Source organism: Rodentibacter sp. JRC1 (assembly GCF_020521555.1).
Classification (GTDB): Bacteria; Pseudomonadota; Gammaproteobacteria; order Enterobacterales; family Pasteurellaceae; genus Rodentibacter; species Rodentibacter abscessus.
Map to the genome: position 1 here is coordinate 1,165,275 of NZ_BPWA01000001.1, position 23,935 is coordinate 1,189,209.

Annotated in this window: 34 protein-coding genes; 3 read left to right on the forward strand and 31 right to left on the reverse strand. The window is 42.0% G+C overall.

Annotated features, from left to right (window positions below):
* Positions 1 to 2: 2 nt before the first annotated feature.
* The 17 genes from HEMROJRC1_RS05245 to HEMROJRC1_RS05320 all read right to left on the reverse strand — a co-directional run bounded on the left by HEMROJRC1_RS05245 (position 3) and on the right by HEMROJRC1_RS05320 (position 11,758).
* A complete protein-coding gene (locus HEMROJRC1_RS05245; RefSeq protein WP_226691948.1) occupies positions 3 to 158 on the reverse strand; it encodes a hypothetical protein in 156 nt (51 codons plus the stop codon).
* Between the two features lie 59 nt (positions 159 to 217).
* Positions 218 to 343 (reverse strand): hypothetical protein, encoded by a 126-nt coding sequence (locus tag HEMROJRC1_RS10880; protein ID WP_255618269.1) that lies wholly within the window; start codon positions 341 to 343, stop codon positions 218 to 220.
* A complete protein-coding gene (locus tag HEMROJRC1_RS05250) occupies positions 324 to 443 on the reverse strand; it encodes a GpE family phage tail protein (protein WP_226691949.1) in 120 nt (39 codons plus the stop codon). Before HEMROJRC1_RS05250 ends, HEMROJRC1_RS10880 begins: the two co-directional genes overlap by 20 nt.
* A 29-nt stretch (positions 444 to 472) precedes the next feature.
* Positions 473 to 772: a phage tail assembly protein gene (locus tag HEMROJRC1_RS05255; RefSeq protein WP_226691950.1), complete on the reverse strand. Its 300-nt coding sequence runs from the start codon at positions 770 to 772 to the stop codon at positions 473 to 475.
* A gap of 57 nt (positions 773 to 829) precedes the next feature.
* Positions 830 to 1,336, reverse strand: a complete 507-nt coding sequence (locus HEMROJRC1_RS05260) for a phage major tail tube protein (RefSeq protein WP_226691951.1) — start codon at positions 1,334 to 1,336, stop codon at positions 830 to 832.
* A gap of 3 nt (positions 1,337 to 1,339) precedes the next feature.
* Positions 1,340 to 2,524, reverse strand: a complete 1,185-nt coding sequence (locus tag HEMROJRC1_RS05265; protein WP_226691952.1) for a phage tail sheath protein — start codon at positions 2,522 to 2,524, stop codon at positions 1,340 to 1,342.
* A 185-nt stretch (positions 2,525 to 2,709) separates the two neighbouring features.
* Entirely contained in the window at positions 2,710 to 3,210 is a 501-nt protein-coding gene (locus HEMROJRC1_RS05270; RefSeq protein ID WP_226692936.1) for a YbhB/YbcL family Raf kinase inhibitor-like protein, read from the reverse strand.
* Between the two features lie 411 nt (positions 3,211 to 3,621).
* Positions 3,622 to 4,068 (reverse strand): enoyl-CoA hydratase, encoded by a 447-nt coding sequence (locus HEMROJRC1_RS05275; RefSeq protein ID WP_226691953.1) that lies wholly within the window; start codon positions 4,066 to 4,068, stop codon positions 3,622 to 3,624.
* On the reverse strand, positions 4,061 to 4,834 hold the full coding sequence (locus tag HEMROJRC1_RS05280; RefSeq protein WP_226691954.1) for a DUF4376 domain-containing protein: 774 nt from the start codon (positions 4,832 to 4,834) through the stop codon (positions 4,061 to 4,063). The genes HEMROJRC1_RS05275 and HEMROJRC1_RS05280 overlap by 8 nt, the downstream gene beginning before the upstream one ends.
* A gap of 13 nt (positions 4,835 to 4,847) precedes the next feature.
* A complete protein-coding gene (locus tag HEMROJRC1_RS05285; RefSeq protein WP_226691955.1) occupies positions 4,848 to 5,798 on the reverse strand; it encodes a phage tail protein in 951 nt (316 codons plus the stop codon).
* 1 nt (position 5,799) lies between these two features.
* Positions 5,800 to 6,363 carry a phage tail protein I gene (locus HEMROJRC1_RS05290; RefSeq protein ID WP_226691956.1) on the reverse strand — a complete coding sequence of 188 codons (564 nt, stop codon included), beginning with the start codon at positions 6,361 to 6,363 and terminating at the stop codon, positions 5,800 to 5,802.
* The gene (locus tag HEMROJRC1_RS05295; RefSeq protein WP_226691957.1) at positions 6,356 to 7,273 is read right to left on the reverse strand and encodes a baseplate J/gp47 family protein; all 918 of its coding nucleotides are present in this window, start codon (positions 7,271 to 7,273) and stop codon (positions 6,356 to 6,358) included. Before HEMROJRC1_RS05295 ends, HEMROJRC1_RS05290 begins: the two co-directional genes overlap by 8 nt.
* Positions 7,270 to 7,605 (reverse strand): GPW/gp25 family protein, encoded by a 336-nt coding sequence (locus HEMROJRC1_RS05300; RefSeq protein WP_226691958.1) that lies wholly within the window; start codon positions 7,603 to 7,605, stop codon positions 7,270 to 7,272. Before HEMROJRC1_RS05300 ends, HEMROJRC1_RS05295 begins: the two co-directional genes overlap by 4 nt.
* Positions 7,602 to 8,174: a phage baseplate assembly protein V gene (locus HEMROJRC1_RS05305; RefSeq protein WP_226691959.1), complete on the reverse strand. Its 573-nt coding sequence runs from the start codon at positions 8,172 to 8,174 to the stop codon at positions 7,602 to 7,604. The genes HEMROJRC1_RS05300 and HEMROJRC1_RS05305 overlap by 4 nt, the downstream gene beginning before the upstream one ends.
* A 112-nt stretch (positions 8,175 to 8,286) precedes the next feature.
* Entirely contained in the window at positions 8,287 to 8,574 is a 288-nt protein-coding gene (locus tag HEMROJRC1_RS05310; RefSeq protein WP_226691960.1) for a type II toxin-antitoxin system RelE/ParE family toxin, read from the reverse strand.
* A complete protein-coding gene (locus HEMROJRC1_RS05315) occupies positions 8,567 to 8,752 on the reverse strand; it encodes a hypothetical protein (protein WP_226691961.1) in 186 nt (61 codons plus the stop codon). Before HEMROJRC1_RS05315 ends, HEMROJRC1_RS05310 begins: the two co-directional genes overlap by 8 nt.
* Positions 8,753 to 8,830: 78 nt before the next feature.
* Positions 8,831 to 11,758, reverse strand: coding sequence for a phage tail tape measure protein (locus tag HEMROJRC1_RS05320; RefSeq protein ID WP_226691962.1), 2,928 nt, complete (start codon positions 11,756 to 11,758; stop codon positions 8,831 to 8,833).
* A gap of 72 nt (positions 11,759 to 11,830) precedes the next feature.
* Here HEMROJRC1_RS05320 and HEMROJRC1_RS05325 point away from each other — a divergent pair, with 72 nt between their 5' ends.
* Positions 11,831 to 12,130 carry a hypothetical protein gene (locus HEMROJRC1_RS05325; protein WP_226691963.1) on the forward strand — a complete coding sequence of 100 codons (300 nt, stop codon included), beginning with the start codon at positions 11,831 to 11,833 and terminating at the stop codon, positions 12,128 to 12,130.
* On the opposite strand, the gene HEMROJRC1_RS05330 is transcribed toward HEMROJRC1_RS05325, so the two are convergent.
* The 12 genes from HEMROJRC1_RS05330 to HEMROJRC1_RS05385 all read right to left on the reverse strand — a co-directional run bounded on the left by HEMROJRC1_RS05330 (position 12,115) and on the right by HEMROJRC1_RS05385 (position 17,908).
* On the reverse strand, positions 12,115 to 12,573 hold the full coding sequence (locus HEMROJRC1_RS05330) for a phage virion morphogenesis protein (protein ID WP_226691964.1): 459 nt from the start codon (positions 12,571 to 12,573) through the stop codon (positions 12,115 to 12,117). The genes HEMROJRC1_RS05325 and HEMROJRC1_RS05330 overlap by 16 nt on opposite strands.
* Entirely contained in the window at positions 12,573 to 13,043 is a 471-nt protein-coding gene (locus HEMROJRC1_RS05335; protein WP_226691965.1) for a phage tail protein, read from the reverse strand. The genes HEMROJRC1_RS05330 and HEMROJRC1_RS05335 overlap by 1 nt, the downstream gene beginning before the upstream one ends.
* A complete protein-coding gene (locus HEMROJRC1_RS05340; RefSeq protein ID WP_226691966.1) occupies positions 13,040 to 13,255 on the reverse strand; it encodes a TraR/DksA C4-type zinc finger protein in 216 nt (71 codons plus the stop codon). Before HEMROJRC1_RS05340 ends, HEMROJRC1_RS05335 begins: the two co-directional genes overlap by 4 nt.
* On the reverse strand, positions 13,252 to 13,464 hold the full coding sequence (gene lysC, locus HEMROJRC1_RS05345; protein ID WP_255618270.1) for an Rz1-like lysis system protein LysC: 213 nt from the start codon (positions 13,462 to 13,464) through the stop codon (positions 13,252 to 13,254). Before lysC ends, HEMROJRC1_RS05340 begins: the two co-directional genes overlap by 4 nt.
* Positions 13,433 to 13,783, reverse strand: coding sequence for a chemotaxis protein (locus tag HEMROJRC1_RS05350; protein ID WP_226691968.1), 351 nt, complete (start codon positions 13,781 to 13,783; stop codon positions 13,433 to 13,435). The genes lysC and HEMROJRC1_RS05350 overlap by 32 nt, the downstream gene beginning before the upstream one ends.
* Positions 13,768 to 14,286, reverse strand: coding sequence for a lysozyme (locus HEMROJRC1_RS05355; protein WP_226691969.1), 519 nt, complete (start codon positions 14,284 to 14,286; stop codon positions 13,768 to 13,770). The genes HEMROJRC1_RS05350 and HEMROJRC1_RS05355 overlap by 16 nt, the downstream gene beginning before the upstream one ends.
* Positions 14,267 to 14,470, reverse strand: a complete 204-nt coding sequence (locus HEMROJRC1_RS05360; protein WP_226691970.1) for an HP1 family phage holin — start codon at positions 14,468 to 14,470, stop codon at positions 14,267 to 14,269. The genes HEMROJRC1_RS05355 and HEMROJRC1_RS05360 overlap by 20 nt, the downstream gene beginning before the upstream one ends.
* A gap of 4 nt (positions 14,471 to 14,474) precedes the next feature.
* On the reverse strand, positions 14,475 to 14,684 hold the full coding sequence (locus HEMROJRC1_RS05365; protein ID WP_226691971.1) for a tail protein X: 210 nt from the start codon (positions 14,682 to 14,684) through the stop codon (positions 14,475 to 14,477).
* Positions 14,684 to 15,193: a head completion/stabilization protein gene (locus HEMROJRC1_RS05370; RefSeq protein WP_226691972.1), complete on the reverse strand. Its 510-nt coding sequence runs from the start codon at positions 15,191 to 15,193 to the stop codon at positions 14,684 to 14,686. Before HEMROJRC1_RS05370 ends, HEMROJRC1_RS05365 begins: the two co-directional genes overlap by 1 nt.
* A 117-nt stretch (positions 15,194 to 15,310) precedes the next feature.
* Positions 15,311 to 15,967, reverse strand: a complete 657-nt coding sequence (gpM, locus tag HEMROJRC1_RS05375; protein ID WP_226691973.1) for a phage terminase small subunit — start codon at positions 15,965 to 15,967, stop codon at positions 15,311 to 15,313.
* A gap of 4 nt (positions 15,968 to 15,971) precedes the next feature.
* Positions 15,972 to 17,024, reverse strand: coding sequence for a phage major capsid protein, P2 family (locus HEMROJRC1_RS05380; RefSeq protein ID WP_226691974.1), 1,053 nt, complete (start codon positions 17,022 to 17,024; stop codon positions 15,972 to 15,974).
* Between the two features lie 50 nt (positions 17,025 to 17,074).
* On the reverse strand, positions 17,075 to 17,908 hold the full coding sequence (locus tag HEMROJRC1_RS05385) for a GPO family capsid scaffolding protein (RefSeq protein ID WP_226691975.1): 834 nt from the start codon (positions 17,906 to 17,908) through the stop codon (positions 17,075 to 17,077).
* A gap of 161 nt (positions 17,909 to 18,069) precedes the next feature.
* Here HEMROJRC1_RS05385 and HEMROJRC1_RS05390 point away from each other — a divergent pair, with 161 nt between their 5' ends.
* Together HEMROJRC1_RS05390 and HEMROJRC1_RS05395 are read left to right on the forward strand one after the other, a co-directional pair.
* Positions 18,070 to 19,860 carry a terminase large subunit domain-containing protein gene (locus tag HEMROJRC1_RS05390; protein WP_226691976.1) on the forward strand — a complete coding sequence of 597 codons (1,791 nt, stop codon included), beginning with the start codon at positions 18,070 to 18,072 and terminating at the stop codon, positions 19,858 to 19,860.
* 11 nt (positions 19,861 to 19,871) lie between these two features.
* Positions 19,872 to 20,885, forward strand: coding sequence for a phage portal protein (locus HEMROJRC1_RS05395; protein WP_226691977.1), 1,014 nt, complete (start codon positions 19,872 to 19,874; stop codon positions 20,883 to 20,885).
* A gap of 763 nt (positions 20,886 to 21,648) precedes the next feature.
* Here the strand turns inward: HEMROJRC1_RS05395 and HEMROJRC1_RS05400 are convergent.
* Positions 21,649 to 22,356 (reverse strand): hypothetical protein, encoded by a 708-nt coding sequence (locus HEMROJRC1_RS05400; protein ID WP_226691978.1) that lies wholly within the window; start codon positions 22,354 to 22,356, stop codon positions 21,649 to 21,651.
* Positions 22,357 to 22,388: 32 nt separating this feature from the next.
* Positions 22,389 to 23,933, reverse strand: coding sequence for a S8 family peptidase (locus tag HEMROJRC1_RS05405; protein WP_226691979.1), 1,545 nt, complete (start codon positions 23,931 to 23,933; stop codon positions 22,389 to 22,391).
* Positions 23,934 to 23,935 lie beyond the last annotated feature (2 nt).

Here is a 23,935-nt window from a genome sequence, read left to right on the forward strand (position 1 = left end):
TATTAATTCTTAACTTTTACATTCGTCAAGGCGAGTAATATATCAATGAAAATCAACCAACCCCACCCATCAATCCGGTGATACATTAAAAATGCAGCAAAGCCGGCAATAGTTGTGAGAGAAAGGAAATAAAAGAAAAAAATAAGGATTGCTTTCATATAATTTATCTAAAAAGTGAGGTCAAAAAATCCCTTGATTTCTGACCGCACTTGGTTGGTTAAGAAAAAAGAAAAGCAACACCGAATACCACAAGCAACCAAAAACAGAGGAGCGTAATCAGTAACCCACGCCAAATAATGTAACGTGGTTTTGTTATGAGGTAATCAATCAGATTCCGTTTCATTGCGTTCCCTTGCTTTTTCTCGCCATTGCATTAATTCGGTGAAACTCATTTCTTCAAAGGCTTGTGGTTGCCAGTGGAAGATCAGGGCAATATCTGCCATGGCATCTTCCACGGTTTCGGCAATTAGGATTATTCCTCGGTCGCTTCTTCCGTTTCCGAGTTCTTCCCTAAAAAACTGACAGCCGCCGCAGAAAGTTCGGTAAAGTCAGCCACTTCCATTGTGGCAAAATCTGCTTTGTGTAACACCGGGAGTGTGACACGTGGCAGTAACACTTGCAGCGCATCCACATCCATTTGCAACACGTCAAACATTTTTAAGCCTTTTAATGCCGGCACAGTGGGTTTATTCACGGTAATTTCGGTGATTTGTTTGTCGCCACGCAGAATCGGGGTTGATAATGTGATGATTTTTGAAGTTTCGTTTTTCATAATAAATTTCCAACGTTAAGTAAAAGCCCCTTTCGGGGCAAGGTGTGTGAAGTTAAACTAGATGCCTACGGCTGCACGGTGTTCCGCCAAGCGGTCTTTGCCGCCCACAACGAAAATTGAATTGAGCAAGTCAATTTCAATTAAGTCTTTGCCGTTTTCGATGATTTTGTAATAGGTTAAAGGCACGGTGTAGCTTTGTTCAGTGTCATCGCCCGATTTGCTTGTGCCATTGTCAATTTCGCTAAATCGACCACGCATCACCAATTCAATGGCGGTGACTTCTTCGGTGTCGTCTTGTTGGTACGAACCAGCAAAACGTAGTGGCGTGCCGTCAATCGCACCGCCGAATTGTTTTAAAAGTTCGGTCATATAACCGCCCATTTTGAATTGCGCTTCAAGGGCTTCTACGCCCAAGTTTATTTTCACCGGGCCAATCATTCCGCCTGCACGGTATTCTTCCAATTTTAGGGCTAATTTCGGTTGAGTGATTTCGTTGACTTGCCCGCGGTAAGAATTACCGTCAGCCAAGAAATTCATTAATTTGAGTTTGCGGGGTAAAGCCATGGGTTACGCTCCTACTTTTGCAATATTGGCGGCAAAATCAACCAAATATTCATCGCTAATATATTGGTTAAAGCCAAGCTGTTCTAATGGTGGCACAGGGCAGTAATCGTAAGAGACAAGCAATTTGGCATCTTTTAAGGTGGCAGCAGTGTTCAACTCGGCATTGATAAAGGCTTTACCGCCGATTAAATAACCTTTGGCGGTAAATTCACGCCATTTTGCGTTTATTGCCTCTACAATATCTTTCACCAAATTGACGGAAATATCCTTATCCACCGCCCAATCAAAGGATTGTGCAATAGTATCTTTCAACACTTGCGCTGTGCGTGTGTAGTTTTCATAGATGAATAATTTATCGGCAGAGCAAGTCCGCAAGCCCCAAAATTTGTAGCCGTTGTAATTGATACAGGCGGTAATGCCTTGTTCGTTCAGATAGTTTACGTCCGTTGCCGAATCGTTAATATCGAATGAAAGCGGTTTAGTTACGCCCGTCACACCGTTCAAACCTTTGTTGGAAATCGAGGTGTGCCAGCCAAATTCTTTGTCTTGATAGGCGCGCATTGCCGCCGCACGGGTGACGGCATAATCAATTTCCGTTTGCTTGGTGTGAGGATTGAAAGAAAGGAAATCACCGAAAATCAACATTAATTCACGTTGAGAGAATTGGCGGCGATAGGTGACCGCTTGTTCTTTGGTGTTGCAGCCATAGCAAGAGGCATATACAAAACCATTTAATTTTTGTGCAACGGAAAGCAATTCAACGGTCACATCTTGGCTGTCGTATTTCGGTACGCAGAAAATACGAGGTTTGACACCGCATACGGCAGCAGACACTAGAAACGCTTTTAAGCCGGTGTAATTGCCTTCATCATCAACGCCACCGATCACATTCGCTTTCATTTGTGATTCATCTTCGCTTTCTTCGATTCGGATCACGACCACTTTACAATTTACAATATCTAAAATGCCGTCCAATGCACGTGAGAGTGTGCCTTGTTTCCCCGCTTTGGCAATCATTGCCGGGGTAATGCCGGTGAGTAAGGTGGGTTTGTTTAGCGGGAAAGTATCATTGTCGGCATCGGGAGCGGTGGCGACTAAGCCGATCACGGCAGTTGATGAAGTGGTTAAGGTGCGTAAGGCTTCCGAAATTTCGGTTACTTTGACACCGTGGAGATATTCTTCAGACATAAAATAGCCCTATTTGAGTTGGGTTGGAAAGATAGGGTTATTTTGTCCCGTGGTGAGAGGCTTGTCGAACAAGGGGCATTGTGAAAGAAAGGATAACAGCAAGGGAAAAATAAAAAACCCCGTGAACATCACAGGCTTTCTTACAATATTATTTTGTTTTGGTTGATCAGCGGCTTATTATCAAGTTATTTAGAATCATAAGTACCGACTAAGTAGGCTTTATCAAGAATATGCCCTTGCATAGCAAAATGCAAATCATTGTAACGGAATCCCGGTTTCAAATTGAGTTTTGTGTCAAGCGCATAAACATAAAGTTCATAGCGGTGTGGTTTATTTGGTGGAGCCATTCCGCCGTAAGCTGAGGCCTCTTCAATAGAAAGTTTATTTATCTTGCTTGCCCAGCTATTTGATCCCTGAACGAAGTCCTTTGCTGAAATACTTTCATTTTCCACTACTGAAGTACGCTCTAAATCAGCAATTAGCCAGTGCGTCCAAACAAATCCCGCAACTTCGGCTGCATCTTTATCTTCAAAAACTACTGCAAAGGATTTTGTTTTTTCAGGAGCATTTTTTATTTCAAAAGGAATAGAATAAGAGGGCATTCCATTCTGGGTAAATTGTGTACCGTGTTTGCCGAATCTATCGGCAAATTTCCCATCTGCAATGGCAGAACTGGTTACCAACATTCCTCCTTCAGTTCTCATTTGTTGCGCAGTTGAACAAGCAGCAAGAGCTGAAGAAAAGAGCATGATAAGCCCGGTTGTACGAATAATTTTATTGATATGATTTGTTTTTTTCATAGATACCTACCTTTTCCTGACTGATACATAAGTTGCACAACTTTAGATTAGACGAATAAGTGAGGTAAATCTTACATAAATTGCTGGCGGGAGTTGGATTTTTTTAATAGGTTTTTATAAATCAATAAGTTGTATTTTGATTTTTATTTTATTACTTCAATCTTTACTACAAAAATGATTGATTGTCAGTAAGAAGTGAGAACTGATGATTATTCTACTTCTTTTAATACACTGAATCTCCCCCGTAATTGCTTGATTATTTGATCCAACTTTTGGGGTAGATCAGTCCGTAAATTTTTACTTAAACATCACCGCCAACTGATTCGGGCTAAATCTCCAACCCTCGTCACTGCCTTTGATGGCATTAAAGCACCACTCACTGCAAAAATATTTACTGCGTTGTTGCTTGATACCAAGCACAATCCCCAGCACACCCCACCAGTCATATTTTGCGCCGGAAGTGCGGTCAAAATAGGCTTTGATTTGGGCTTCCGTCACGTTGTCTAACGGGATTAAATCCCATTTGGTGTTGTCTGCCACGTTGATTTGCTTACAACGCACACCGCCGTCACGAGGGCTTGATGTGTAGCAATCGTAAACGGGGCGGTAATCGTATTGTCCCCAATTTTCCAGCCGTTCGATGGCGATTTCGCAGTGCGAATATTTACCCTTCGTGAAAAAGCGGATAATTTTGTCTTTCCAGTCGCCGTCTCCTTTATAGAGGGCGAGATAAATTTTATTCATTGCTTTGCTCCATAAAATCCACGTAGGTTTGTGTCCAACCATCGGAAAAATTATATTCTGATGGATTACGGCTTTGTTCTAATGCAATTTTATGTCGCATAGCATTTTGCACGTTTGCGGTTTTATCTTGCATAATTTGTGCGATAACTTGGGTGAGCTTTTCCTTGTTGAAATCAGGAATAACGCTATTATCTGCGCAAATCCACGCTGTTTCGTAGTCACCAAGCAAATCAAGACTGGCTTTAAAACCGAGCAAATTTTGATATGCCGCATCATCATTATCAAACCATTTACCAAGTGCACTTACATACACCCCGTTACAGTTCTTTTTATCACGCAGTGCATTAATTTCAATGCGGATTTTCTCTCGTTGTTCGTTTAAAAGTGCGGTTTGTTTTTCTGCTGAAATTTCCCAACGCTCAGCATTTTCATTCCACGCTTCATGCTCGTTTTTCGGTTTAAGTGCGGTCAAATTTGAGGGGATTTCCCCTAATTCGGTCATCACGGTTTCCCTTTGGGTCGATTTGTCGTAATAGGTTTTGCCTCGGTGGTCGGCAATATACTCCCAGCCTTTAGCGGTGCGAACAATCGCAAAGCCTGTTTTGGCTTTTGGTGGCGTATCTAAATAGGCGTTGGCACTTAACCCTGTGCCGGTTGCAATAAATTGGATTTCTTGGTGGCTGTAAACACCTTGATGGTCGGTGAGGTAAATCACGATTTCACCATCAGCAATGGCAAAGCCTTCGTTATCAAATTGTACGGTCATTATTTATTTCTCCTTAGGCTGCAAAGCAGATGTAGTTAAAGGCGATATTTCTTACTCGGTTTTCGGAGGCGGTTACGCCACCATTATTAATGCGTGCCGAATAAGTTCTCGGTCTACCGCCACGATTATCTAATGCGGCATTGTTACCGCGCGAGTTACTTGGGAGATCATTAATCAAGAAGAATTTGCCTGAAACACTGACGGACACATCAGAGCCGTCACCAATCGCGCAATCAATACCATCTTCTAACTTATCATTAGAGCCGTTTTGCGTAGGTAAATAGTGGAAGTGGTCGCGAATTGCATCCCCTTGAGTGGTTAAAAGACTTCGCCCTCTATCCACACCACGCCCATTATCCCAACCACGAATAAATTCCCCTCGCATATCAGGCAAACGCCCGGAAGGATAGCGTTGTGCCAAAATCGGGTAAGTCGTTTTGCTGAAAGTTTGTCCCATCATTATCAAAAAGCCGCTCGGTGGCGTGGCAAGGGGATAGGGAATTGGCACACCGACAAACATTGTGCGAAGTTGGTCAAGTTGGTTTTTCGCTTGATTCAAGTCCGTTAAGTTGGCTTTCTTGCCAATTTCACTCAGCAAGGTTTGTTTTAAATTGGCATCATCGCCTAAAGCCTTGGCTAATTCCACCAAGGTATCTAATGCCTCTGGGGCATTGCCGACTAAATTAGCAATGGCGGTTTTCACAAAGGCGGTGGTAGCAATTTGATTGCTATTGATATTCTGTGCTGCTGTTGGGGCGGTTGGCGTGCCTGTAAAACTTGGGCTAGCCGTTGGGGCTTTTTCTCGGTCTAACCGTTCTGTTTCCGATTTTAAATAACTCGTGCGGTTGGCGAGTTGTTTGGCTTGGCGGTTAGATATTCCATCGGCACCGCCAACAACAGGATCCGTTTTTTCCAGTTGGTAAATTCCGTCTTCCCATTTTGGGGTTTCTATTAAATTTGCCATATTATGCGACTCCGTAAGAAAATTTGCCGTTGTGGACAAATTGATGGTTATAAAGATTAGCTTGTTCAAAATGCAGCCCTGCAAGATGGCAACGGGCAGGGGCTGTTTGTTCTAGTAATTTACGTACTTCTTTCGCTTGTTCATTTGATATTGGTCGTGTTAAAACGATGCGATAAGTTGCCCAATGGCTATCAGAACCGCCATACACCATATTTTCGTTATAAATGATGTTTCCACTGTAAAAATGAGCATTAAGATTTTCCAAAATTTCCGCATCACCAAATCCACTTGCTTTTAGCACTCTGCGAATACTCGCAATAGTGCCTTTATGCCGATGAATATAGTGACTTTGGCTAATTGCCTGACGTTTGGTTTCATTTGACCAGTCGTGAGACCATTCATCAGTATTTAAAGACCAAGCTAGCCAAGCTAAATGACTATCTTGACATAATTCAGCAGACCATAATGAGGTAATGGGGATATCTAATTGAGTGATGGCACTAAAAATTAAGGATAAATTACGTTCAAAAGTAGTAGAGCCTATGGGTAATAAGTGATTATTCATCTATCCCTCCGCTTCTAATATTTATTGCTGTGCAAAACCCTGCTTGTGTTGGACTGATAATAAGATCATTTTGTGGGGATATAAGTCTTACATTTTGAACCCCCTCTTGATGTAAGGCGGCAAAAATACCTGAACGTGTAATATCTAATCCTAAGTGATGCTGTTTTTGTATATAGGAAAGCAATGTTGCATTTGCATTATCCAAAACAATATGCTCTATCACAGATGGAAATAAAACGAGTTCAGCTTCTATTTGATAGTTAATAATTTGTGCTGATTTAACCTGTACCGTATCACATAATGGGCGGACTTCTTCTGCATTTAAATATTTATCTACTTTTCCAAGTAATTCATTATTGGCTTGCCCGTTATTTTCGGTTGATAGCACAGTAACTTGTACTGTGCCGGATTTAGGGCTTGATATAGTGACGTCTTTGACTAAAGGTGATGCACTTAGCGCATGGTATTTATAACTGCCACGGGAACCTGCAGTGCTTAATCTATCAAGACTCATCTGAATACGTTTACGCAAGCGATCATCACTTTCATATTCGGCATAAATGGGAGGTTGTACAGTTAAATCTTCCTCTCTAATCACTAAACGCTGTACACCAAACAATGCACCGAGATGATCCAAATCTGAACCACTGGCAAAAGCGAGCATAACTGATTTTGCGGCATTATTAATTCGCTCACGTAATAATAATTCTAAATAAGCATTTTCTTCGAGTAACTTAACGACCGGTTCACTTTCTAACTGTAATCTTTTGCGCCAATATTCTTTCTGTTCCTCATCTTCCCAAAGGGAAATGAATTTATTTTTACGTTTAGCCAAAAGATTTTCAAAATCAATACTTTCAATGACCTTTGGAAAGGGTAAGTTAGCTAGCTCAATCAATGACTTACTCATATAGCACCTTGCAAAATAATATTATCTTCTATGGATTTTCCTTTATTTTTATAGGTATAAATAACCGCTGCATTGATCCCACCCTCAATCACCTGCGGTTTAAATTGGGTGATTTGCACCCTTGGTTCCCATCGATTAATCGCCGTGACCGCGCAGGCGGCAAGTTGTAACAGCAAAGCTCGGCTAATCGGGCGGTCAATCAACATTGGGATAAGGCTACCGTATTCACGCCGCTGAATGCGTGAGCCGATAGGGGTGAGTAAAATATCCGCAATGGATTGTTTAATATGGGCTGTTTCGTCTGTTAAGCGTTCGCCTGTGTATCGATTCATCTTGCTTTGCTCGTTTCTTTTCCGTCACCTTGTTCAAGGTGTTTGTGGTTTTGTAGGCTGATTGCGCCGCCTTTCACATCGCCTTTGGCGGTAATGCCGCTTTGTGTGCTGATTGCACCTGTTGTGGAAAGTGAGCCGTTAATATTCACGTTGCCTTTGATGTTTACGGTCGGGCATTGAATATCAATTTGGCTTTGCGCTTGCACAAGTGCGGTTGAAATTCCGCTAATTTTTAGTGCCGATGTAGCTTGGTTGTATTCAATCTCCGCACCATCGGCAAATTGGAGCAGGTGTATATCCGGCGAATGGCTTGGGCTGTTTTGAGTGTAAAGCCCGACCAGTACACAAGCGGTGGTAAATTCTCCGCTTGCCGCTAATATTACGCATTGTTCATTTACAGTCGGTGGTGACCAAGTTTTTGTTGTGCCGGCACGTAAAGTGATAAAGGGTAAAAAATCCGTCAGAATTTCACCGTTCTTTACTCTCGCACGGGCGGTTTGGTAGTCCACTTCGGCAATGGTGCCAAAGCGGATAAGGTTATCAATACGGCGGTTTAATTCGGCAGACATAACGCCCTTAATAGGTTGTAATAAATGCCTTATTGTTGGTGAGATTGAGAGGGATTGCGAGGGCGGGGGAGTGTGATATTAGGGATAACAAAAAACGCCCTAGATAGGGCGTTTATTCAGGGCGAGGGTAAAGTCGTCGGCTGTGTATCACCGTGTTGATCAGCACTTCATTTTCTTGAATACTATAAACAATACGATAACCCCGACAAAATGCCTCACGTTTTCCGTCATCTCTTAGGCGACCGATGGCATTTGGCATAAATTCAATTAAATCAATGGTTTTATTCAGTTCGGCAAGCAGTTTTTGTGGTGTTGAAATAAAGCCGGTAAATTCATAAACATTCGCTAAAATATTGTCAATATCCTGAACCGCCATTTCAGACAATACAACTTTAAGCATAAACGCCCTCGTGTTGTTGTTCTTCTAATTCCGCTAATTCAACCGCTTTACGTTCTATTGTTTGTTGCCATTTAGATCTGGCTTCTTCAAGTGTATAAACCCGACCGGCTTTTATATCTTCTTCCGAGCGGCGGATTTTTTCCGCTAAAAATTCATCATAGCCTTTTTCTTTAAACATAGTTCCCCCTTATGTGATGGAGCTACTATAACCTTGGTTTTTTCTAAACGCAACAAAAAAGGGCTTTCGCCCTTTATTCTAAACACGATCACGTAAGCTATTACGGGTACGTGCTTGTTGTTGATTTTGGTATTTTTGAATTGCTTTTGCGACCTGTTGTGCAATCATTCGTTCGTCCATTCCCGGTGCAGCGTTGATAGTGATTTGCACGTTCATTGGCTGTGCCGCTTGTGTGGCAACGGGGCGTGCGGAAATTGGCGGTCGGCTATCAACCTGCACCGGTGCGGCAGTTGCAACACTTACACCCAAACCGCCTGCAATTAAGGCTTGTTTGCCGTAATTGAGAGCGTTTAAAGTGTGAACACCAAGGCGTGATGTGGCTTCTTTTGTCATTACATATTCGCCGCCGTGAACAATGCCCATCGGTTGATATTTGCCACCGTTTCCGGTGTAGCCACCTTTTGCGAATAACCGCCCTTGACCGTTACCCACTAAACCGCCAATCCATTTGTGTTCGGTTTGGCTTGGATCATAGTTTGGGTCAAACATATTATTGGCCATATTTGCCGTTCTTTGGATTTGTTCAGCGTGTTCTTTTGGCACAAGTGTTGTTGCAATTTTATCTACGCTTGGCATATTATCAACAACCCACTTAATGCTATCCATTACCCATTGCAACGGTTTTGTGACTAAATCAATACCTGCAGCCAACCATTCACCAAATTTTTTGCCGGCCGCGGCAGCCTCATCTAAATCTTTTTGTGTACTCTGAACCGGCGAGAGTAAATCGGTAAACCATTTCACGGCTTTTTCAATCCAACCCACGACAATACCGAACAGATCGCCTAATGGTTTAAATTTTTCAATAACCGGTGCAAGCCCTGATTTTAAACCTTCCCAAAATCCACCGAAAAACGCCCGCACTTTTTCCCAGTTGTTGTAGATATAAACACCTGCAGCGACAAAAGCGGCAGTTAATAAACCGATAGGGGAGAGTAAAAAACTTAATATTGAGCCAACGCCCATTAATGCTAAACGTAATGGCAAAATAGCAATGCGGGCAAGCATTTTTAACCCATTGAGCCAAGAGGAAAGCGACTTCATTTTACCGATAACTTTCATCAAGTTTGACGGGATTAATTTCGTAAATAACAAGAACTTATTTATTCCTTTTGATGCTGCACTTGATGTGGTTTTAGCGAAAAATAAGGATTTATTGAATAGTCTTAGTTTATTATCCGAATTAAATAAGGCGAAGTTTAATAGTTTACTTGCACCTGTGAGTTTATTAAAAAATAAAATTGTCCGTCCGACAGGATAGAGTAAATAACTAAAAACTAAACTTAATCCGCCTACTGCGACCAATCCTGCACTAATACCTGTAACCCATTTAGCAATGCTTGCTGCAAGTTGTGGATTCGCTTTTATCCATTGATTTGCAGTTCGTAAAAATTGAGTAGATTGTTGAATTAATTCCCGAATGCTCCCTGATGTTTCATCAAAAATAGAAATGGTTAAGGCTTCGCTGGCACTTTGTAGATTTTTAAGATCACCCAATACATTGTCCGCCATAGTTTCTGCGACTTTTTCGGCTGTACCGGTAGCATTTTTGAGCTTGTTACTCATTTCTTGAATGCCTTGTGTACCGGCTTGCTTAACTAATTCAACCATAGCGGTTGCGGCTTCAGCACCAAAAATGGCTTTGTAATATGCCATTTTGTCGCCTGACCCCATTTTGGCCGTTTTCTTCTCTACATCAACGAGAATATCGGTTAATGCCCGCATATTACCTTTGCTATCTTTTGCAGATACGCCAAGTTTTGCCAACGCTTTTGCAGCCTGTTTTGGTGGCCCGGCAAGACGTAACATGGCAGAACGTAAAGATGTCCCTGCTTGAGAACCTTTAATCCCTACGTTTCCTAGTAACCCAACCATTGCCGACATGGTTTCAAAATCTTGTCCCGTACCGGCAGCAATCGGCCCTAAATATTTCATTGTTTCACCGAGCAATTCAAGGTTTGTATTGCTCGAAGTAAAGGTAAGGGTCAATACATCGGCAACACGATTCATTTCGGTTGCCGGAATTTTAAAACCTGATGAAATATCCGAACTAATATCAGCAACACGCCCCATTTCCATTCCTGCAGCCTTGGTCATATTTAAAACGGCAGACATAGAAGCTAAAATTTGTTTATCATCAAAACCTGCCATCCCTAAATAACCTTGCCCCGCGGCAACATCTCTTGAAGTAAACGAAGTGGTTGCACCTAACTCAATGGCTTGATCTCTTAATTGTTTAATTCTATCGGCATCTTGAATTTTATCTAAACGGGCCAGAGCTTGAACCTTGGAAAATTCTTCTTCAAATTCTAAAGCGGGTTTCATCATTAATGAGCCGCTACCGAGCACAGCCCCACCGTGAGCCATCGCACGAACACCGAAACCCGCAGCAAAATCACTACCGGATTTTAATTTTTTAACTTGATTTTGGTAGCGTGCTTGCTCTTTTGCACGTTGATTAAGTTTTTGTAATCGTTGATCTTGTTTTTGAAGAGACTGGTTCGCCGTATCAATTTTCCGTTTTAATTCCCGTTGGGATTGCGACAGATTTTTTGTGCTGATACCTGCTTCAGATAGTGTTCGGCGGAGTTGATTGAGTTTGTTATTTTCCTCAACTTGAGCCCGTTTGAGTTGTGTTACCGCACGTTTGGCATTCTCAAATTCTCGCTTTAATTTTTTAGTCGGATTACTGCTTGAATTAAATTGCTTTGCCAAATCTTGCGCATTCTTTTGTGCTTGCTTTAGGGCTTGGCTATTTTGACGAATAGAATTTTTAAGGGCAGTAAAATTATTAATTAATTTTTGCTGATTTTTGAGTGAATCCTGTGCAGCTTTAGTTTTATTGATAGATTGAGCAAATTTTTGAGCTTCTTTTGATGCTTTGCGAAACGGAGCTGTTAATTTGTCTATTGCACTTAGTGTGACCTGAATAGCTAATTTATTCATTTTTTGTACTCTTTTGTATTGACAAAAATTAATTATTTTAAAAGAATGGGAATATCTACTAAGGAGAATGCCATGGAACTTATCCTCGCTTTATTGTTACTTGCTTTTGGATTGCCGGCGATTGTTGCAATAGCTGTCGGCGGTTTCGCAATGGTTAGTGGCTTTGCTGCAACAATATTTAGCTTGGCAGTTCGTTTTTGGTATATCGCTTTGGCGGTTATTCTACTGGCAATCGCTCCGATTCTTTATTTAAACGATGCGCTTATTTATGTGTTTTATGCCGTTATTTTTTATGCAGCGGTTGCACTGCTTTTGTATGTAGTAAATCGCTTAAATACATTTTTTGATAAGCTGAATCAAAAACTTAGCTGATCGATTATTAACGTTTCTATTTCCTCTAAATCTTCATTCGTAAAGCCCAACAATTCCCGTTGGGCATATTTTGTTTTAATACCTTTCTTTCTATCCACTGTGCCGCTTAATCCGTATTGATGCACGGCGGCAATGGCGGCACTTGAGCCATTAAACCCCACCGAAACCTCGTTGCCGTTTGACCGCACTTTTAAATGGCGGGCGGTGCGGAGTTTGGCAAACATCGCTTTGCGTTTGATTCGCCCTTGCTTTTTGCCGAAATTTTTACGGGGTTTTCGTGCTTCAAATGCCGTGCCGTCAGGGTTTTGTTGTCGGGCAATGCGTGCGGATTGGCTTTTTCGCAAGGATTGACCGATTTTTCTTGCCAGTTGGCGGCGTGCTTGGGGTGATAAATTGGCGATAAGTGCGGTCAATTTTGCTTGAATTTCTGCTACCGTTGCCATTAATTGACCTCACCCTCAAAAATTAAATGTTCCCAATCCTGCAAATAAACTTTTACCCGGTTTGGTTCGTTCATTGTGGGTTCTTTGGCATAGTTTATTTGTACGCTGTCGCCCTCTTTTTGGGATACCACCCGTTCGGTGAGTTTGATTTCAAAACTGATGTCGGCGGTGTCGTTATTGTTGTAATCCACTTGGAATTTAAAGGCGTTTTCACGTAGTTGTGGGTTTTCAAAGATTTCCGGTTGATTGGTGCGTAAGTAGGCGATCATCGGCACAACCAGTGCGGCAATATCGCCTGCGTAATCAGTCACAATCACATTGAGGCTGTAGCGATATTCAAAACTGAATGAGTTTGCCCCCGTGGCGATAATTTGCCCACCGTCCACATAGAGCTGTAAACGGTCGGGGTTTTTCTCAAAATCGCTGTGGCTTTGCTCAAGGATTTTGCGGAGTTGATTGGGCTTTTTCATTTTCTAAAATTCCGTTGGCGTTTTTCTTCCCGTTCTTGGCAGGTTACACAACGGGTTACGCCCGCAATGGTTTGTCGGCGTTTTTCAGGAATCGGGGCATCGCAATCTTCGCAATAAAGACGGCTTACCGCTTTAAACCTGCGGTGTTTTTTTAGGGCGATTTCACGTTGCATTTCTTCCAGTTGCTGCGCTCGGTCGAATTGGTCGGTCATTGCTTCTGTTCCTTTTTATTAAATTCCTCAATACAGTTTTTCAGGCTGTCGTTTTCGATAACGCAAAGGTTTAGTTTTTGCCGTGCCTGTTGATACGCCTGTGCCAAATCGCCATTGGTGCGAATTTGTGGCGAAATTTGACCGCACTCGGCGGTTTGCGGGCAAAGTATCGGTTGTTTAATGATCTGCGGTGTGGTTGAGCACGCCACGCACGCTGTCAGGCACAGGGCTATCAGCCCAAATTTGATGTTGTTTAAGTGCATTTTTTAAATCCTCGGTTTGTTTGCTTTGTTGGGTTTTGAGTGCATTCACTACTGCTGTAAGTTGCTTTTGTTGTTCGGCAAATTGCTGCACGTGTTCGTTGAGTGCCATATAGGAGGCTTGCCATTTGGCTTTGAGCTGTTCTTCTTTCACCATTTCAGCGTGCCAGTGGTTTGCCTGCCAACCTTGAAATAATATGATCAGCACTAAAAGTATCGGGCCACCCAATAAAATCCATTTTTCTTTTGCACTTAGAAAGTTAAACATAATGCTTTCTCCTTTTGTCTGCGGTGAATTAAGCCTTTAAGTGGTTTACCGCCTGCGTAAATCCAGCGTTCAAATTGACCGCACATTGCTTGGCTGTAGCCTTGGCGTGCCATTTTAAAAAGGGTGCTGTTTTTTAGTTTGCCGCAGCCGATATTGAAGGTGATGGAGGTTAAGGCATCAAATGCGCCCTGTGGCATGGCTTGTCCGTTGGCGTAGGTATTGACGCATTTTTCCGCTTGTTTTACGCCTTTGGCAAAGGCGCGGGCAATTTCTTCGTCTGTGTAAATTTTGTTGCGGGTGATTTTTTCAACGCTTTCCGTGGTGCCGATACCAAAGGTTAAAACATCGGCAGGGCAGGTGTAGGGCTTGCGTTGGCAACCTTCGGCATTGCCGATAAGGAGTAAGCCTTGTTCCGAGGTGCGTAGCTCGTTGCCGTGTAAAGCGAGAGTTAAGCCAACAATAGCGGAGACCCCACAGATCCATTTAGCGGTTTTTCTTACCATTGATTTTTCCTTCTACTTCTAATTTTCTTAATTCAAAATCTTTTTTCTTGTAATACCAGTTGGTTAATACGGTGGCTAAGCCAAACAATATCCCGAAAATTGAGGCAATATCACTCAAGGTTAATCCGGCAAAAAATGCACAGATTGAACCAAAATAGGAGAGTTGTTCTGTATTTTTGATCATTTGATTAATTCCATAATTGCAAGTTATCTTGTGCAACGCTGATCTTTTCGGAGTCAGGATCGGGCAAATTGACCTCCGTCCCAATGGGAATAATAGGCAGGTGCATTAAGCGCGGATTTAATTCGCAGGCGATTTCAAGCAAGCCTTGGCTTTTGCCGAAATGTCGGTAAACGATGGCATCAAGATTATCGTTTTGTTGCGCACGTACTTTCATTAGATTAGCTCCACGTCAATTCGGCGGATTTTCAAGATGTCGCTGATGGCAAAACGGGCATCACGGCGGAGTTGGTCGATACCGTCTTTAAGCAGCTCCATTTTCTTTTCACCGTCATTGGTGGTGTCGTAGGCGGCGTAGCGTTCGTTCAGATTAGCGGCAGCAAGGCAAAGCACGGCTCGGCGGTAACGTTGCACCAGAATGCTTTCGTTATTGATATGTTGCGTTGGAATTTGCGCCAGTTTGCCGTGTTGTGAGTTTTCTTGCTGAAAGGCTGCCAGTTCATCATTCACCGAGGCGATGGCTTCAATCAACGCATCTAAGAGACGGGTTTTGGTCACGGTGCCGTCAATACGCATTTGATTTCGGCATTGTGAAAGCGATAAATCAGGGAAAAATGCTTCGTTGATGATTAAATCATCGGTGTTGGGGTGGGGTTCGACCTGCTGTTGCACCGCCCCCATTTCATAATCGGGAGCAAGTTTGATTGAGATTGCACCGTCTGACATACATTTACCTATAAAAAAGACGGGTGGGGAGAATAAGTGCGGTCAAAAAAGGGGAAAAATTTAACCGCACTTTCTCCGCCCGTCGGCTGCGTGGTTTGCTTGGTTAATCAAACAACATCAAGATTCGGTGTTCTCTTTCTCAAGTTGTTTTCTTAATTTCTTTATTTCGCCTTTTACACCTACCTTTTGATCTAAAACGATGGCACGTTCAAGATATTCAAGGGCTTGGGTTGGGTTTTTCTCTATAGTGAGTAAACCCAATTCCCGTAATAATCTTGCCCGGCTTTCGTCCGGCATATCACAATCGGCAGTGAGTCGTTGCACTTGTTCTAAATATGCCGTTTCAAAGGGTTGATTGGCGGCTGTAGCGGCTTTGGCTTGGTCGGCAAATTCTTCGGCGACCATTGTGCCTAAGGTTCGTGTGAACGGTTCCGGCAGCTGCAAATCGTGGAAAATGGCATAATCGGCAATGGTTAAGGCAAGGTGATATTCGCCACAGTCAATCGCCCACACGCACCACGTCATTAATACGTTATCTTGTTTGCCGGTGCCGGCAGATAACGCACCCTCAATCCACGGGAGATAATCCGGCAAAATCCGTTTTTTAAAGTCCGCTTTGCGTGCCGTAGATTGGATTTGTTTTAAATCCTTCTTGTGGCGCGCAAGAAGACGGAGCATTTTTTCGTATTCACTAAACTGGCTTAAGTCTTCCGTTTCGTGGGCGTTGGCAAGTGCGCTCGACACTTCTATAAAATGACGTTTGGTTGGGCGCATTGGTTTATTCCGTGTCAGCTTTAGGCGGTTCAACCGGTGTTTCAACAATGGTGATATTTTTCGCCATTGCTAAGGCTTCGTAATTTTCCACAACGTATGCCTCGTTAGAAGATAAATAATCCTCCACTCGGTTACGTTCCGGCACGTCTTTAATGTGGCGGCGTACTTTGCCTTCTTGTACGTAGATGGATAAATTATCAAGCGAGGTGATAAGCACTGTGCCTTTCGGGAAATACGGCACGGAAACCGCTTGTAAACCGCCCACACGTTTTTGGCTGATCACGGTGTCACCCGCCAAAATTTCGGTCGGTTTTTCTTGATTGATTAATGGGAAGTATTTATCCGCAAGTAAATCACTGCCCATAATGGCGACCAGTTTGGTGTCGTCACGATATTGTGCAGGGATAAAATCTTCTTTCAGTGCAAAGACAAGGGCATCAAGGTTTTTGTAAGTTTTACCAGTGCCGATTTCAATCTTGCCGCTGTCTTTGACTTCTTCTTTCATCACCCGTGCCGGGGCTTTTTCTTCAATTTGACTTAACCAACCTTTGTTTACATCTTGCAATAGCGGGTTTTTGGTTCGGTCGGTGGTTGTGGCGACACTTGTACCGTTAAAGCCGATCATAATACGGTCGAGTGCAATACGTTCGGCTTTCAATTTGCCGACACGTGCCGCAAAATCAGGGAATTTCGCCCAAGCATCTAAAATCGGGTAGCTCAAATGAGTGTCAAAATTGGTTTGTTCGCAAGCGTAGGTATTTTCTTGCAAGCTGTGAATATCGGTGGTTTCACGGGCTTTTTGGTTGGTATCGGTGCGGCTTGCTACCGGGCTTAATACACCTAAACGCAATGTCGAGCCCTTCATTTCTTCAACCATCACAATATTGATGCGTTTTAAAAATTCAGAGTTTTCAAGCACCGCATTTTCTAATTTTTGCTGAACGCTTGGCTCAACGGTGAACTGACCGCCTGCGGCAACAAAACTTTCGCTTTCATTGTTGTCCGCCGCTACGCCTGCAAGGTATCGAGTAAATTTTTCTTGGGTGAATTTTTTCATGGGTGAAATCCTATGTGTTTTGTATTCGGTGTTTTTGTTAGCTGTTTTAATTAGAAAAAGCGACCATCGGCATTTTGGCTTTCACCTGCCACAAGTGGGCGTGGTGTGTAATGGGCTGCCGGTTGTTTTTCCAATTTGGCAAATTGAGCATGGATTTTTTCATTGTCCGCTTTCATTTGTGCCAATTCCGTTTGCTGTGTTGCCAAATCGCTAGAAAGTGCGGTCAATTTTTCTTGTGTTTTTTGTACCTGTTCGCCAAGTAGTTCTAAGGCGGCTTGATGATCGGTAAAGCGTTCATCATCGGATTTTTCTTTTTTCGCAAATAACCCTTTGATTTTTTCAAACACTGAAGGGGCTTTTTCAGCTTCTTCTACAAACTCGAATTCGGTTTCAATCGCCGCAGTGAACAGGTTTTCGGCTTTTTCTTTGCGATGAGTGAGCGGATTTGCCGTTGCACCGGCGGAGAATTTCAACATTTCCGTGCCGAGGCTTGCCGGATTATCGGTGACGGCAAGTCCCACTAAATAGGCTTCACCGGTATCGGCAAAATTCGGATCACATTCAATAGAGGTGTAGATTTTTTGGCGGTCTTTGTTCAGCTTGATTAAATCGTCCGTTGGGTCGATTTGAGCCAATAACTGCAATTTGCCTTCTTGGTTTTCTTCGGTTTTTAATGCCAACACATCACCGTAGCATTTAGAGTGGGGTTCATCATTCCAAAGCATACGGAATTTAAGATGCTCAAGATTGATGCGTGCGCCGTATTTTTTCGGATCATAATTTGTCGCCATTTGTTCAATCCAAGTGCGATTGATGGTGCGACCGTCTGTGGTTGCACCTTCCGTTGCAACGACAAACCATTTGCTCTTGTTGAATTTGTGCATATTTTTCCTATTTCGGTTCAGTGTGAAAATTAAGGCTATATTGGCGGTGCTTTTGTTGTTTGGCTATGAGTTGGGATTGTGAAATCAAGGCTAACAATGAGCTTGAATATTTTTTTACGTGGCGAACTTAGATCATAGCGTTAATTGATTATGAGGACGCTATGACAGAGAAAATCAAGCTCACTGAAGATGAAGAATTAGCGGTAAATAAGATTGATAGTAGTACAAAACGCCAAGCGCAAGTCAAATATTGGAATGGTTTTAAAGTAGCGGAAATTGCCCGTCAATTAGGCATTCCGGCAAGTACGATATCCTCTTGGATTAAACGGGAAAAATGGGACGAAATTGCACCCATCGGGCGAGTCGAAATCACCCTAGAAACCCGTCTTTGCCAGTTGATTTTAAAAGAGCCGAAATCAGGCACGGATTTCAAAGAAATTGATTTATTAGGACGGCAAATAGAACGTGCCGCCCGAGTGAAAAAATATTCCTATGGTGATGGCAATGAAGTGGATTTAAATCCGAAACTTGCCAATCGTAACAAAGGGGAGCGAAAAAAAGCCGAACAGAATGCCATTACCCAAGAACAAGAAGAGTTATTGATTAATGGCTTTCTTGGGGGAATGTTTGAATATCAACGGGTGTGGCATAAAGCGAAAATACATCGCATTCGTAACATTTTGAAAAGTCGTCAGATTGGGGCAACTTTTTATTTTGCCCACGAAGCCTTTATTGATGCACTCACCACCGGGCATAACCAAATCTTTTTATCCGCCAGTAAAAAACAGGCACTGCAATTCCGTTCTTACATTGTGAACTATGCCAAACAAACCGCAGACGTGGATTTGAAAGGGGAGACAATCAAGCTGCCGAATGGGGCGGAGTTGATTTTTCTTGGGACAAATTCCGCTACCGCACAATCTTATCACGGCAATTTATATTTTGATGAAGTGTTTTGGGTGCCGAAATTTGATGTGATGCGCAAAGTGGCAAGCGGTATGGCGGCGCAAAAGATGTATCGCCAAACCTACTTTTCAACTCCGACCACTATTGCGCACCCCGCTTATGCGTTTTTTTCCGGCAAAGCCTTTAATCGCAACCGTGCAAAATCCGAAAAGGTCGAAATCGATATTTCTCATGAAAATTTGCGTGCCGGCAAGTTGTGTGCTGATCGCCAATGGAAACAGATTGTGAGCATTTATGATGCATTAGAGGGCGGTTGTAATCTGTTTAATATTGATGATTTGATTGCGGAAAACAGCAAAGAAGAATTTGAACAGTTGTTTTTGTGTCAATTTGCCGATGATAACAGCTCTGCCTTTAAATTTGCCGATTTGCAACATTGCCTAGTGGATAGCTATGAAGAATGGACTGATTTCAATCCTAATTATCAACGTCCTTTTGGCAATCGTGAAGTGTGGTTGGGTTATGATCCCGCATTTACCGGTGACCGTGCCGCACTTTGTCTTGTTGCGCCGCCAAGAGTTGAAGGCGGTGATTATCGTGTGCTGCACTGGCAAACCTTCCACGGGATGGATTATGAAACCCAAGCGGGGCGAATTAAACAATTTTGCGATGATTACAATATCACCCGCATTGTGATTGATAAAACCGGAATGGGGTCGGGTGTTTATCAAGAGGTCAAAAAATTTTATCCGATGGTGATTGGGCTAGATTATAGCGCAGATTTAAAAAATGAGATGGTGCTGAAAACCCAAAATCTGATCCAAAAACGCCGTTTGAAATTTGATGGTAACGAGATCATCACCAGTTTTATGACCGTGAAAAAACGCATTACCGGCACGGGCAAAATGACCTACGTTTCCGACCGTTCGGAAGAGGCGAGCCACGGCGATCTTTCGTGGGCGATTATGAACTGCATTTTGAATGTGCCTTATGGTTTTGGCGGTGATGTTGCCGGCAGTCAAACCACCATTTTTACTTTTGAATAGGATATAAGCAAATGAAAAAATCACGTAAAAAAATGACCGCACTTTCTCAAGCCACGGTGGAAACCTTTAGCTTTGGCGAACCTATCCCCGTGCTTGACCGGGCGGAAATTCTCAATTATTTCGAGCCGGTATTGATGTATCAGAAATACTACAATCCACCGATTAATTTGAGTTATCTTTCCAAAGCCCTCAATGCTTCGCCTCATCATCAAAGTGCGGTAACGGTGAAGAAGAATATTTTGCTTTCTACCTGTAAAACGACCGCACTTTTGCCTCGCACCCAGTTAGAAAAATTGGTGCAGGATTATTTGATTTTCGGCAACGCCTACATTGAAGTGGTGCGTAATGGCTTTGGCCAAGTTGTGTCGCTAAATGCGCCCCTTGCAAAATATATGCGTGTGGGTGTGGAACAGGGCGTATTTTATCAAGTGGTGAATGGCTGTGATGAATATCAATTTGCCAAAGGCTCGGTGTTTAATTTGATTAATCCTGATGTGAACCAAGAAATCTATGGCGTACCGGAATATTTGGCAGCGTTGCAATCAGCGTTCTTAAATGAAAGTGCCACATTGTTCCGCCGCAAATATTATTTGAATGGTGCGCACGCCGGGGCAATTATTTATATGACTGACCCAACGCAGAATAAAGACGATGTCGCAGCAATCAAGGAACAAATCCGGCAAACAAAAGGAAAAGGCAATTTTAAAAATTTGTTTATTCATATTCCGAATGGCAAGAAAGAGGGCATTCAAGTGATTCCACTTTCAGATGCGGTGGCGAAAGATGAGTTCCTCAATATTAAGAATACCAGCCGTGATGATGTACTTGCCGCACACCGTGTACCGCCACAACTGATGGGGATTATCCCAAATAACACCGGAGGCTTTGGTGATGTCGAAAAAGCAACTAAGGTTTTTTTTGTGAATGAAATTATTCCACTGCAGGAGCGGCTTAAAGAGATCAATCAAATAGTCGGTGAAGAAGTAATTCGCTTTGTTGATTACAAATTACTAGAGCAAGAATAAAGAAATGGCTCCTTTCCCAAATAAAATGCCCACGTCTGCGTGGGTTTTTTATTGCATAAAGTAAGTGTTTTTGCCGCTTACCCTTTTAATATCGCCCTAGTTTATTATATCAAACCTATAATCGGCACAAAGGGAAAAAGCCTGATTTCCCCTGATTTTTCAACGAAACCCATACCCCAAAAATCGCAGTCAAACCCTCGCCACGCCTGCGCACTAAATGTGTCGATTTCAACGCAAATTAAGATCATCATTCAGATCTTGTCAGCATTGGCACGGTTGAGATCTTTTTATTGCGATCTTTCAACGCAAAATAACGCAAGAAAACGCAGTTTTTAGATTTTTTTGAAATATGTCATAATTGTGTCGTAAAACTGGTTTATAGAGATAAAATGATAATATATGAATAATTCGATTTATTGCTTTTTATGATTTTTAGAACTCAAAAGGGCTATCGCGGCCTCGAGGAATGGCGAGGTCAAGTTCTCTTTCACCACAAAGAACTGTTTTAGTCGTGTATCCATTATGGGGGCACTTTCTCGGCTGATGTTTTTCATAGCTTAGGTGTTCTGTATTTAGAGCGGTTTCCACGGTGATTTTTCAACATACGGGAAAGCTGATTGAGACCTTAGGGGGGAGTTCAGTCGTTAATGCTTTGATTTTTTTCTTCGTTCATAAAAAATACCTGTATCTGACTAAGGTGATTATCTCAGAAACAGGCACTTACACAAATTTTTGGATAGGGTCCCTCCAGACAACATTTTCGTTATTTAGAAGTTCGACGAACAGATTGGCGAATCGTTTGTTGTGTTTCTAAATTCGTAGTAATAAACCCTTTATCTCTTAATCCATTGATCATTTCAGTGTAAATATCGTTATTGTTTGGATCTCTAATCGTCATCACTAAAATAAATTCTTGAGGCGGAATTTGCTTAAGCCCTCGTGGTGTCACATTAATTCTTAATTTCCATCCCTCACGAAACTTTACATGGCTCAACTTGCGATGATAGGATTTAACCGAATTCCATTTAAAGCCATTTTCTACCATACTCCGTTCAAATTTTTCATCCCACACTCTTTCCAGTGGTATACAACCTTTAAAACTTATTTTGTTATTTTTACCATAACTAAAAGTACCAAAACTCACATCAATGTTGGTACGGCAATACTCTTCGCCAAATTTTTTATCTAAAGTAGGATTATAAACCAATGTCATTGCAATTTCGCCTTTGCAAAGACCGTTTTCAATCAGAGAGGGTGGGTAAGGAAAATCGAGCATTTCCAAATGTGTGCCTTGAGCGATCTGCTGTTTAAAAATCAACGTCACTTCGCTCTCGCTACATAACAAGGTTTGTTGCACATCTTCAGCGGGTAAACCAAAACCATAATACTTCATTTCATCAGGTGTTAAATTAAATGCTACTCGCGAGTGCATTCTCGCTGAATGGATTAACATTGCTTTGGCTAATAACAAATCTTTGTCTTGTAATTCATCATAAATATGAGCTAACTTCTTCGCAGCGCGGGGGCAGCATAGCTTGTACCAATACCCTCAATAACATTTCCTTGACAATCCATCCCCCGCATACCTATGCCATCATAACTAGTTTGAAAATCGCAATTTCCGCCATATTCCACAATATCTGGTTTAACCGAATAGCCTACGCCAGGTCCGCGCCGACTAAATGAAGATGGTTCATTTTTCTTCACTACGGAATCTTCTGAATCAAATAATGCCACCGAGCCCACGCTAATTGCCCGAACGGAATCCGCTGGCGAGATAATTCGATCTTGATCATCTCCCTCTGCAATATTAGACGGCCACTGACGATGTAAAAGATAATTACCGCTTGATACCACAAATTGCACATTATATTGCGCTTGCATCTGATCTAAGAATTCGCCGAATGTCGAAATAGACGAGTCACAAATATTATCTGGCATACCTAATGATAAATTCCAGATCTTGGTACTATTTGCATATTTCTGCATTGTCTGTTTAATAATTACCATTAAGTCATCTTCACCAATATCATCCACCTCTCCATAACGTTCATCACCATTTGGCAGCGCAACAATATCAATAAATTTAAAGCGAGAATGCTGCGCTTCAGGCAGATCATTTAACAGATTGCCATATTGGATCATCGATGCAATAAACGTACCATGTGATGGATTTTGATAGGTTTCTGCCACATAAACTTCTCTTGCAATGATATCTTGTGCTAAATAGGGGTTATCAACACTAATTCCACTATCAATAATCCCAATGGTCGTCTCCTTTTCATCAAAATTCAGTGTAGAAAATGAATTTCTGAAGTCGATATTAAGCTGATTTAACTTTGGCAAAGAAAAGCGCTGAAAAACATCAATCAACTTAATGCCATTAATTTGAGACAGAGAATCAATATCTTGATAATCATTCACTTGCAATTTAATTAGATTCAATGAACCATAATGAATAAATTCATATTGCTTTTGAAAACCAAGATGGTCTAACTGTTGAGTAACGTACTGAGAAACTCTTAAATTATCCAAATCATCATCAAAATCAAACAGTTTAATTTTAATTCTATGCTTAACTTGCTCAAATTGCTCGCGATTCAAACCTTGCAACGTCGCAGCGATTTTATCTTTCGCCGCAATGGGCTGAATGTCTTTAATCACGGTTAGATTGGCTTTAATTTTCTCAGAGGGTGGATTCTGAATAAGTTGAACGGTTCTCTCAATATCTTTTTCCGTCACTTTAATATAAATCTCATCAAGGTGTTCGCCACCAATAATCGAACAAAAACGACATAAATCATTTGGTTTATGCGATTTAGCAATAGCCTCTTCCCGTACTGTAATCTTGCCAACGGCAGGTACTGTCGGGGCCTGACTAAATACTGAGGCATAATATGTTGAAACATCATTGAATTTATCAATCAAATCCGCTTTTAATCTATCAGTCACTTCACCAAAAAATTTAATTGAACCACCTCCTTGGTTTGCTTTCGTGTCTTGATTTCTTTTTAACACCACTTTAATTGGTAAATATTTTTCACTCATTT

What these genes read in the sequence shown, in the direction of transcription:
- HEMROJRC1_RS10880 (WP_255618269.1), bottom strand. Translation starts at nt 343, where the DNA reads ATGAAACGGAATCTGATTGATTACCTCATAACAAAACCACGTTACATT.
- HEMROJRC1_RS05350 (WP_226691968.1), bottom strand. Translation starts at nt 13,783, where the DNA reads ATGTTTAACTTTCTAAGTGCAAAAGAAAAATGGATTTTATTGGGTGGC.
- HEMROJRC1_RS05280 (WP_226691954.1), bottom strand. Translation starts at nt 4,834, where the DNA reads ATGACCGTACAATTTGATAACGAAGGCTTTGCCATTGCTGATGGTGAA.
- HEMROJRC1_RS05395 (WP_226691977.1), top strand. Translation starts at nt 19,872, where the DNA reads ATGAAAAAATCACGTAAAAAAATGACCGCACTTTCTCAAGCCACGGTG.
- HEMROJRC1_RS05275 (WP_226691953.1), bottom strand. Translation starts at nt 4,068, where the DNA reads ATGAATAAAATTTATCTCGCCCTCTATAAAGGAGACGGCGACTGGAAA.
- HEMROJRC1_RS05385 (WP_226691975.1), bottom strand. Translation starts at nt 17,908, where the DNA reads ATGCACAAATTCAACAAGAGCAAATGGTTTGTCGTTGCAACGGAAGGT.
- HEMROJRC1_RS05255 (WP_226691950.1), bottom strand. Translation starts at nt 772, where the DNA reads ATGAAAAACGAAACTTCAAAAATCATCACATTATCAACCCCGATTCTG.
- HEMROJRC1_RS05405 (WP_226691979.1), bottom strand. Translation starts at nt 23,933, where the DNA reads ATGAGTGAAAAATATTTACCAATTAAAGTGGTGTTAAAAAGAAATCAA.
- HEMROJRC1_RS05330 (WP_226691964.1), bottom strand. Translation starts at nt 12,573, where the DNA reads ATGGCAACGGTAGCAGAAATTCAAGCAAAATTGACCGCACTTATCGCC.
- HEMROJRC1_RS05365 (WP_226691971.1), bottom strand. Translation starts at nt 14,684, where the DNA reads ATGAAAGTACGTGCGCAACAAAACGATAATCTTGATGCCATCGTTTAC.
- HEMROJRC1_RS05300 (WP_226691958.1), bottom strand. Translation starts at nt 7,605, where the DNA reads ATGAATCGATACACAGGCGAACGCTTAACAGACGAAACAGCCCATATT.
- HEMROJRC1_RS05290 (WP_226691956.1), bottom strand. Translation starts at nt 6,363, where the DNA reads ATGAATAATCACTTATTACCCATAGGCTCTACTACTTTTGAACGTAAT.
- HEMROJRC1_RS05260 (WP_226691951.1), bottom strand. Translation starts at nt 1,336, where the DNA reads ATGGCTTTACCCCGCAAACTCAAATTAATGAATTTCTTGGCTGACGGT.
- HEMROJRC1_RS05295 (WP_226691957.1), bottom strand. Translation starts at nt 7,273, where the DNA reads ATGAGTAAGTCATTGATTGAGCTAGCTAACTTACCCTTTCCAAAGGTC.
- HEMROJRC1_RS05355 (WP_226691969.1), bottom strand. Translation starts at nt 14,286, where the DNA reads ATGGTAAGAAAAACCGCTAAATGGATCTGTGGGGTCTCCGCTATTGTT.
- HEMROJRC1_RS05270 (WP_226692936.1), bottom strand. Translation starts at nt 3,210, where the DNA reads ATGTTGGTAACCAGTTCTGCCATTGCAGATGGGAAATTTGCCGATAGA.
- HEMROJRC1_RS05335 (WP_226691965.1), bottom strand. Translation starts at nt 13,043, where the DNA reads ATGAAAAAGCCCAATCAACTCCGCAAAATCCTTGAGCAAAGCCACAGC.
- HEMROJRC1_RS05390 (WP_226691976.1), top strand. Translation starts at nt 18,070, where the DNA reads ATGACAGAGAAAATCAAGCTCACTGAAGATGAAGAATTAGCGGTAAAT.
- HEMROJRC1_RS05305 (WP_226691959.1), bottom strand. Translation starts at nt 8,174, where the DNA reads ATGTCTGCCGAATTAAACCGCCGTATTGATAACCTTATCCGCTTTGGC.
- HEMROJRC1_RS05325 (WP_226691963.1), top strand. Translation starts at nt 11,831, where the DNA reads ATGGAACTTATCCTCGCTTTATTGTTACTTGCTTTTGGATTGCCGGCG.
- HEMROJRC1_RS05310 (WP_226691960.1), bottom strand. Translation starts at nt 8,574, where the DNA reads ATGCTTAAAGTTGTATTGTCTGAAATGGCGGTTCAGGATATTGACAAT.
- HEMROJRC1_RS05380 (WP_226691974.1), bottom strand. Translation starts at nt 17,024, where the DNA reads ATGAAAAAATTCACCCAAGAAAAATTTACTCGATACCTTGCAGGCGTA.
- HEMROJRC1_RS05370 (WP_226691972.1), bottom strand. Translation starts at nt 15,193, where the DNA reads ATGTCAGACGGTGCAATCTCAATCAAACTTGCTCCCGATTATGAAATG.
- HEMROJRC1_RS05340 (WP_226691966.1), bottom strand. Translation starts at nt 13,255, where the DNA reads ATGACCGACCAATTCGACCGAGCGCAGCAACTGGAAGAAATGCAACGT.
- gpM (WP_226691973.1), bottom strand. Translation starts at nt 15,967, where the DNA reads ATGCGCCCAACCAAACGTCATTTTATAGAAGTGTCGAGCGCACTTGCC.
- HEMROJRC1_RS05250 (WP_226691949.1), bottom strand. Translation starts at nt 443, where the DNA reads ATGGCAGATATTGCCCTGATCTTCCACTGGCAACCACAAGCCTTTGAA.
- HEMROJRC1_RS05265 (WP_226691952.1), bottom strand. Translation starts at nt 2,524, where the DNA reads ATGTCTGAAGAATATCTCCACGGTGTCAAAGTAACCGAAATTTCGGAA.
- HEMROJRC1_RS05245 (WP_226691948.1), bottom strand. Translation starts at nt 158, where the DNA reads ATGAAAGCAATCCTTATTTTTTTCTTTTATTTCCTTTCTCTCACAACT.
- HEMROJRC1_RS05285 (WP_226691955.1), bottom strand. Translation starts at nt 5,798, where the DNA reads ATGGCAAATTTAATAGAAACCCCAAAATGGGAAGACGGAATTTACCAA.
- HEMROJRC1_RS05360 (WP_226691970.1), bottom strand. Translation starts at nt 14,470, where the DNA reads ATGATCAAAAATACAGAACAACTCTCCTATTTTGGTTCAATCTGTGCA.
- HEMROJRC1_RS05320 (WP_226691962.1), bottom strand. Translation starts at nt 11,758, where the DNA reads ATGAATAAATTAGCTATTCAGGTCACACTAAGTGCAATAGACAAATTA.
- HEMROJRC1_RS05315 (WP_226691961.1), bottom strand. Translation starts at nt 8,752, where the DNA reads ATGTTTAAAGAAAAAGGCTATGATGAATTTTTAGCGGAAAAAATCCGC.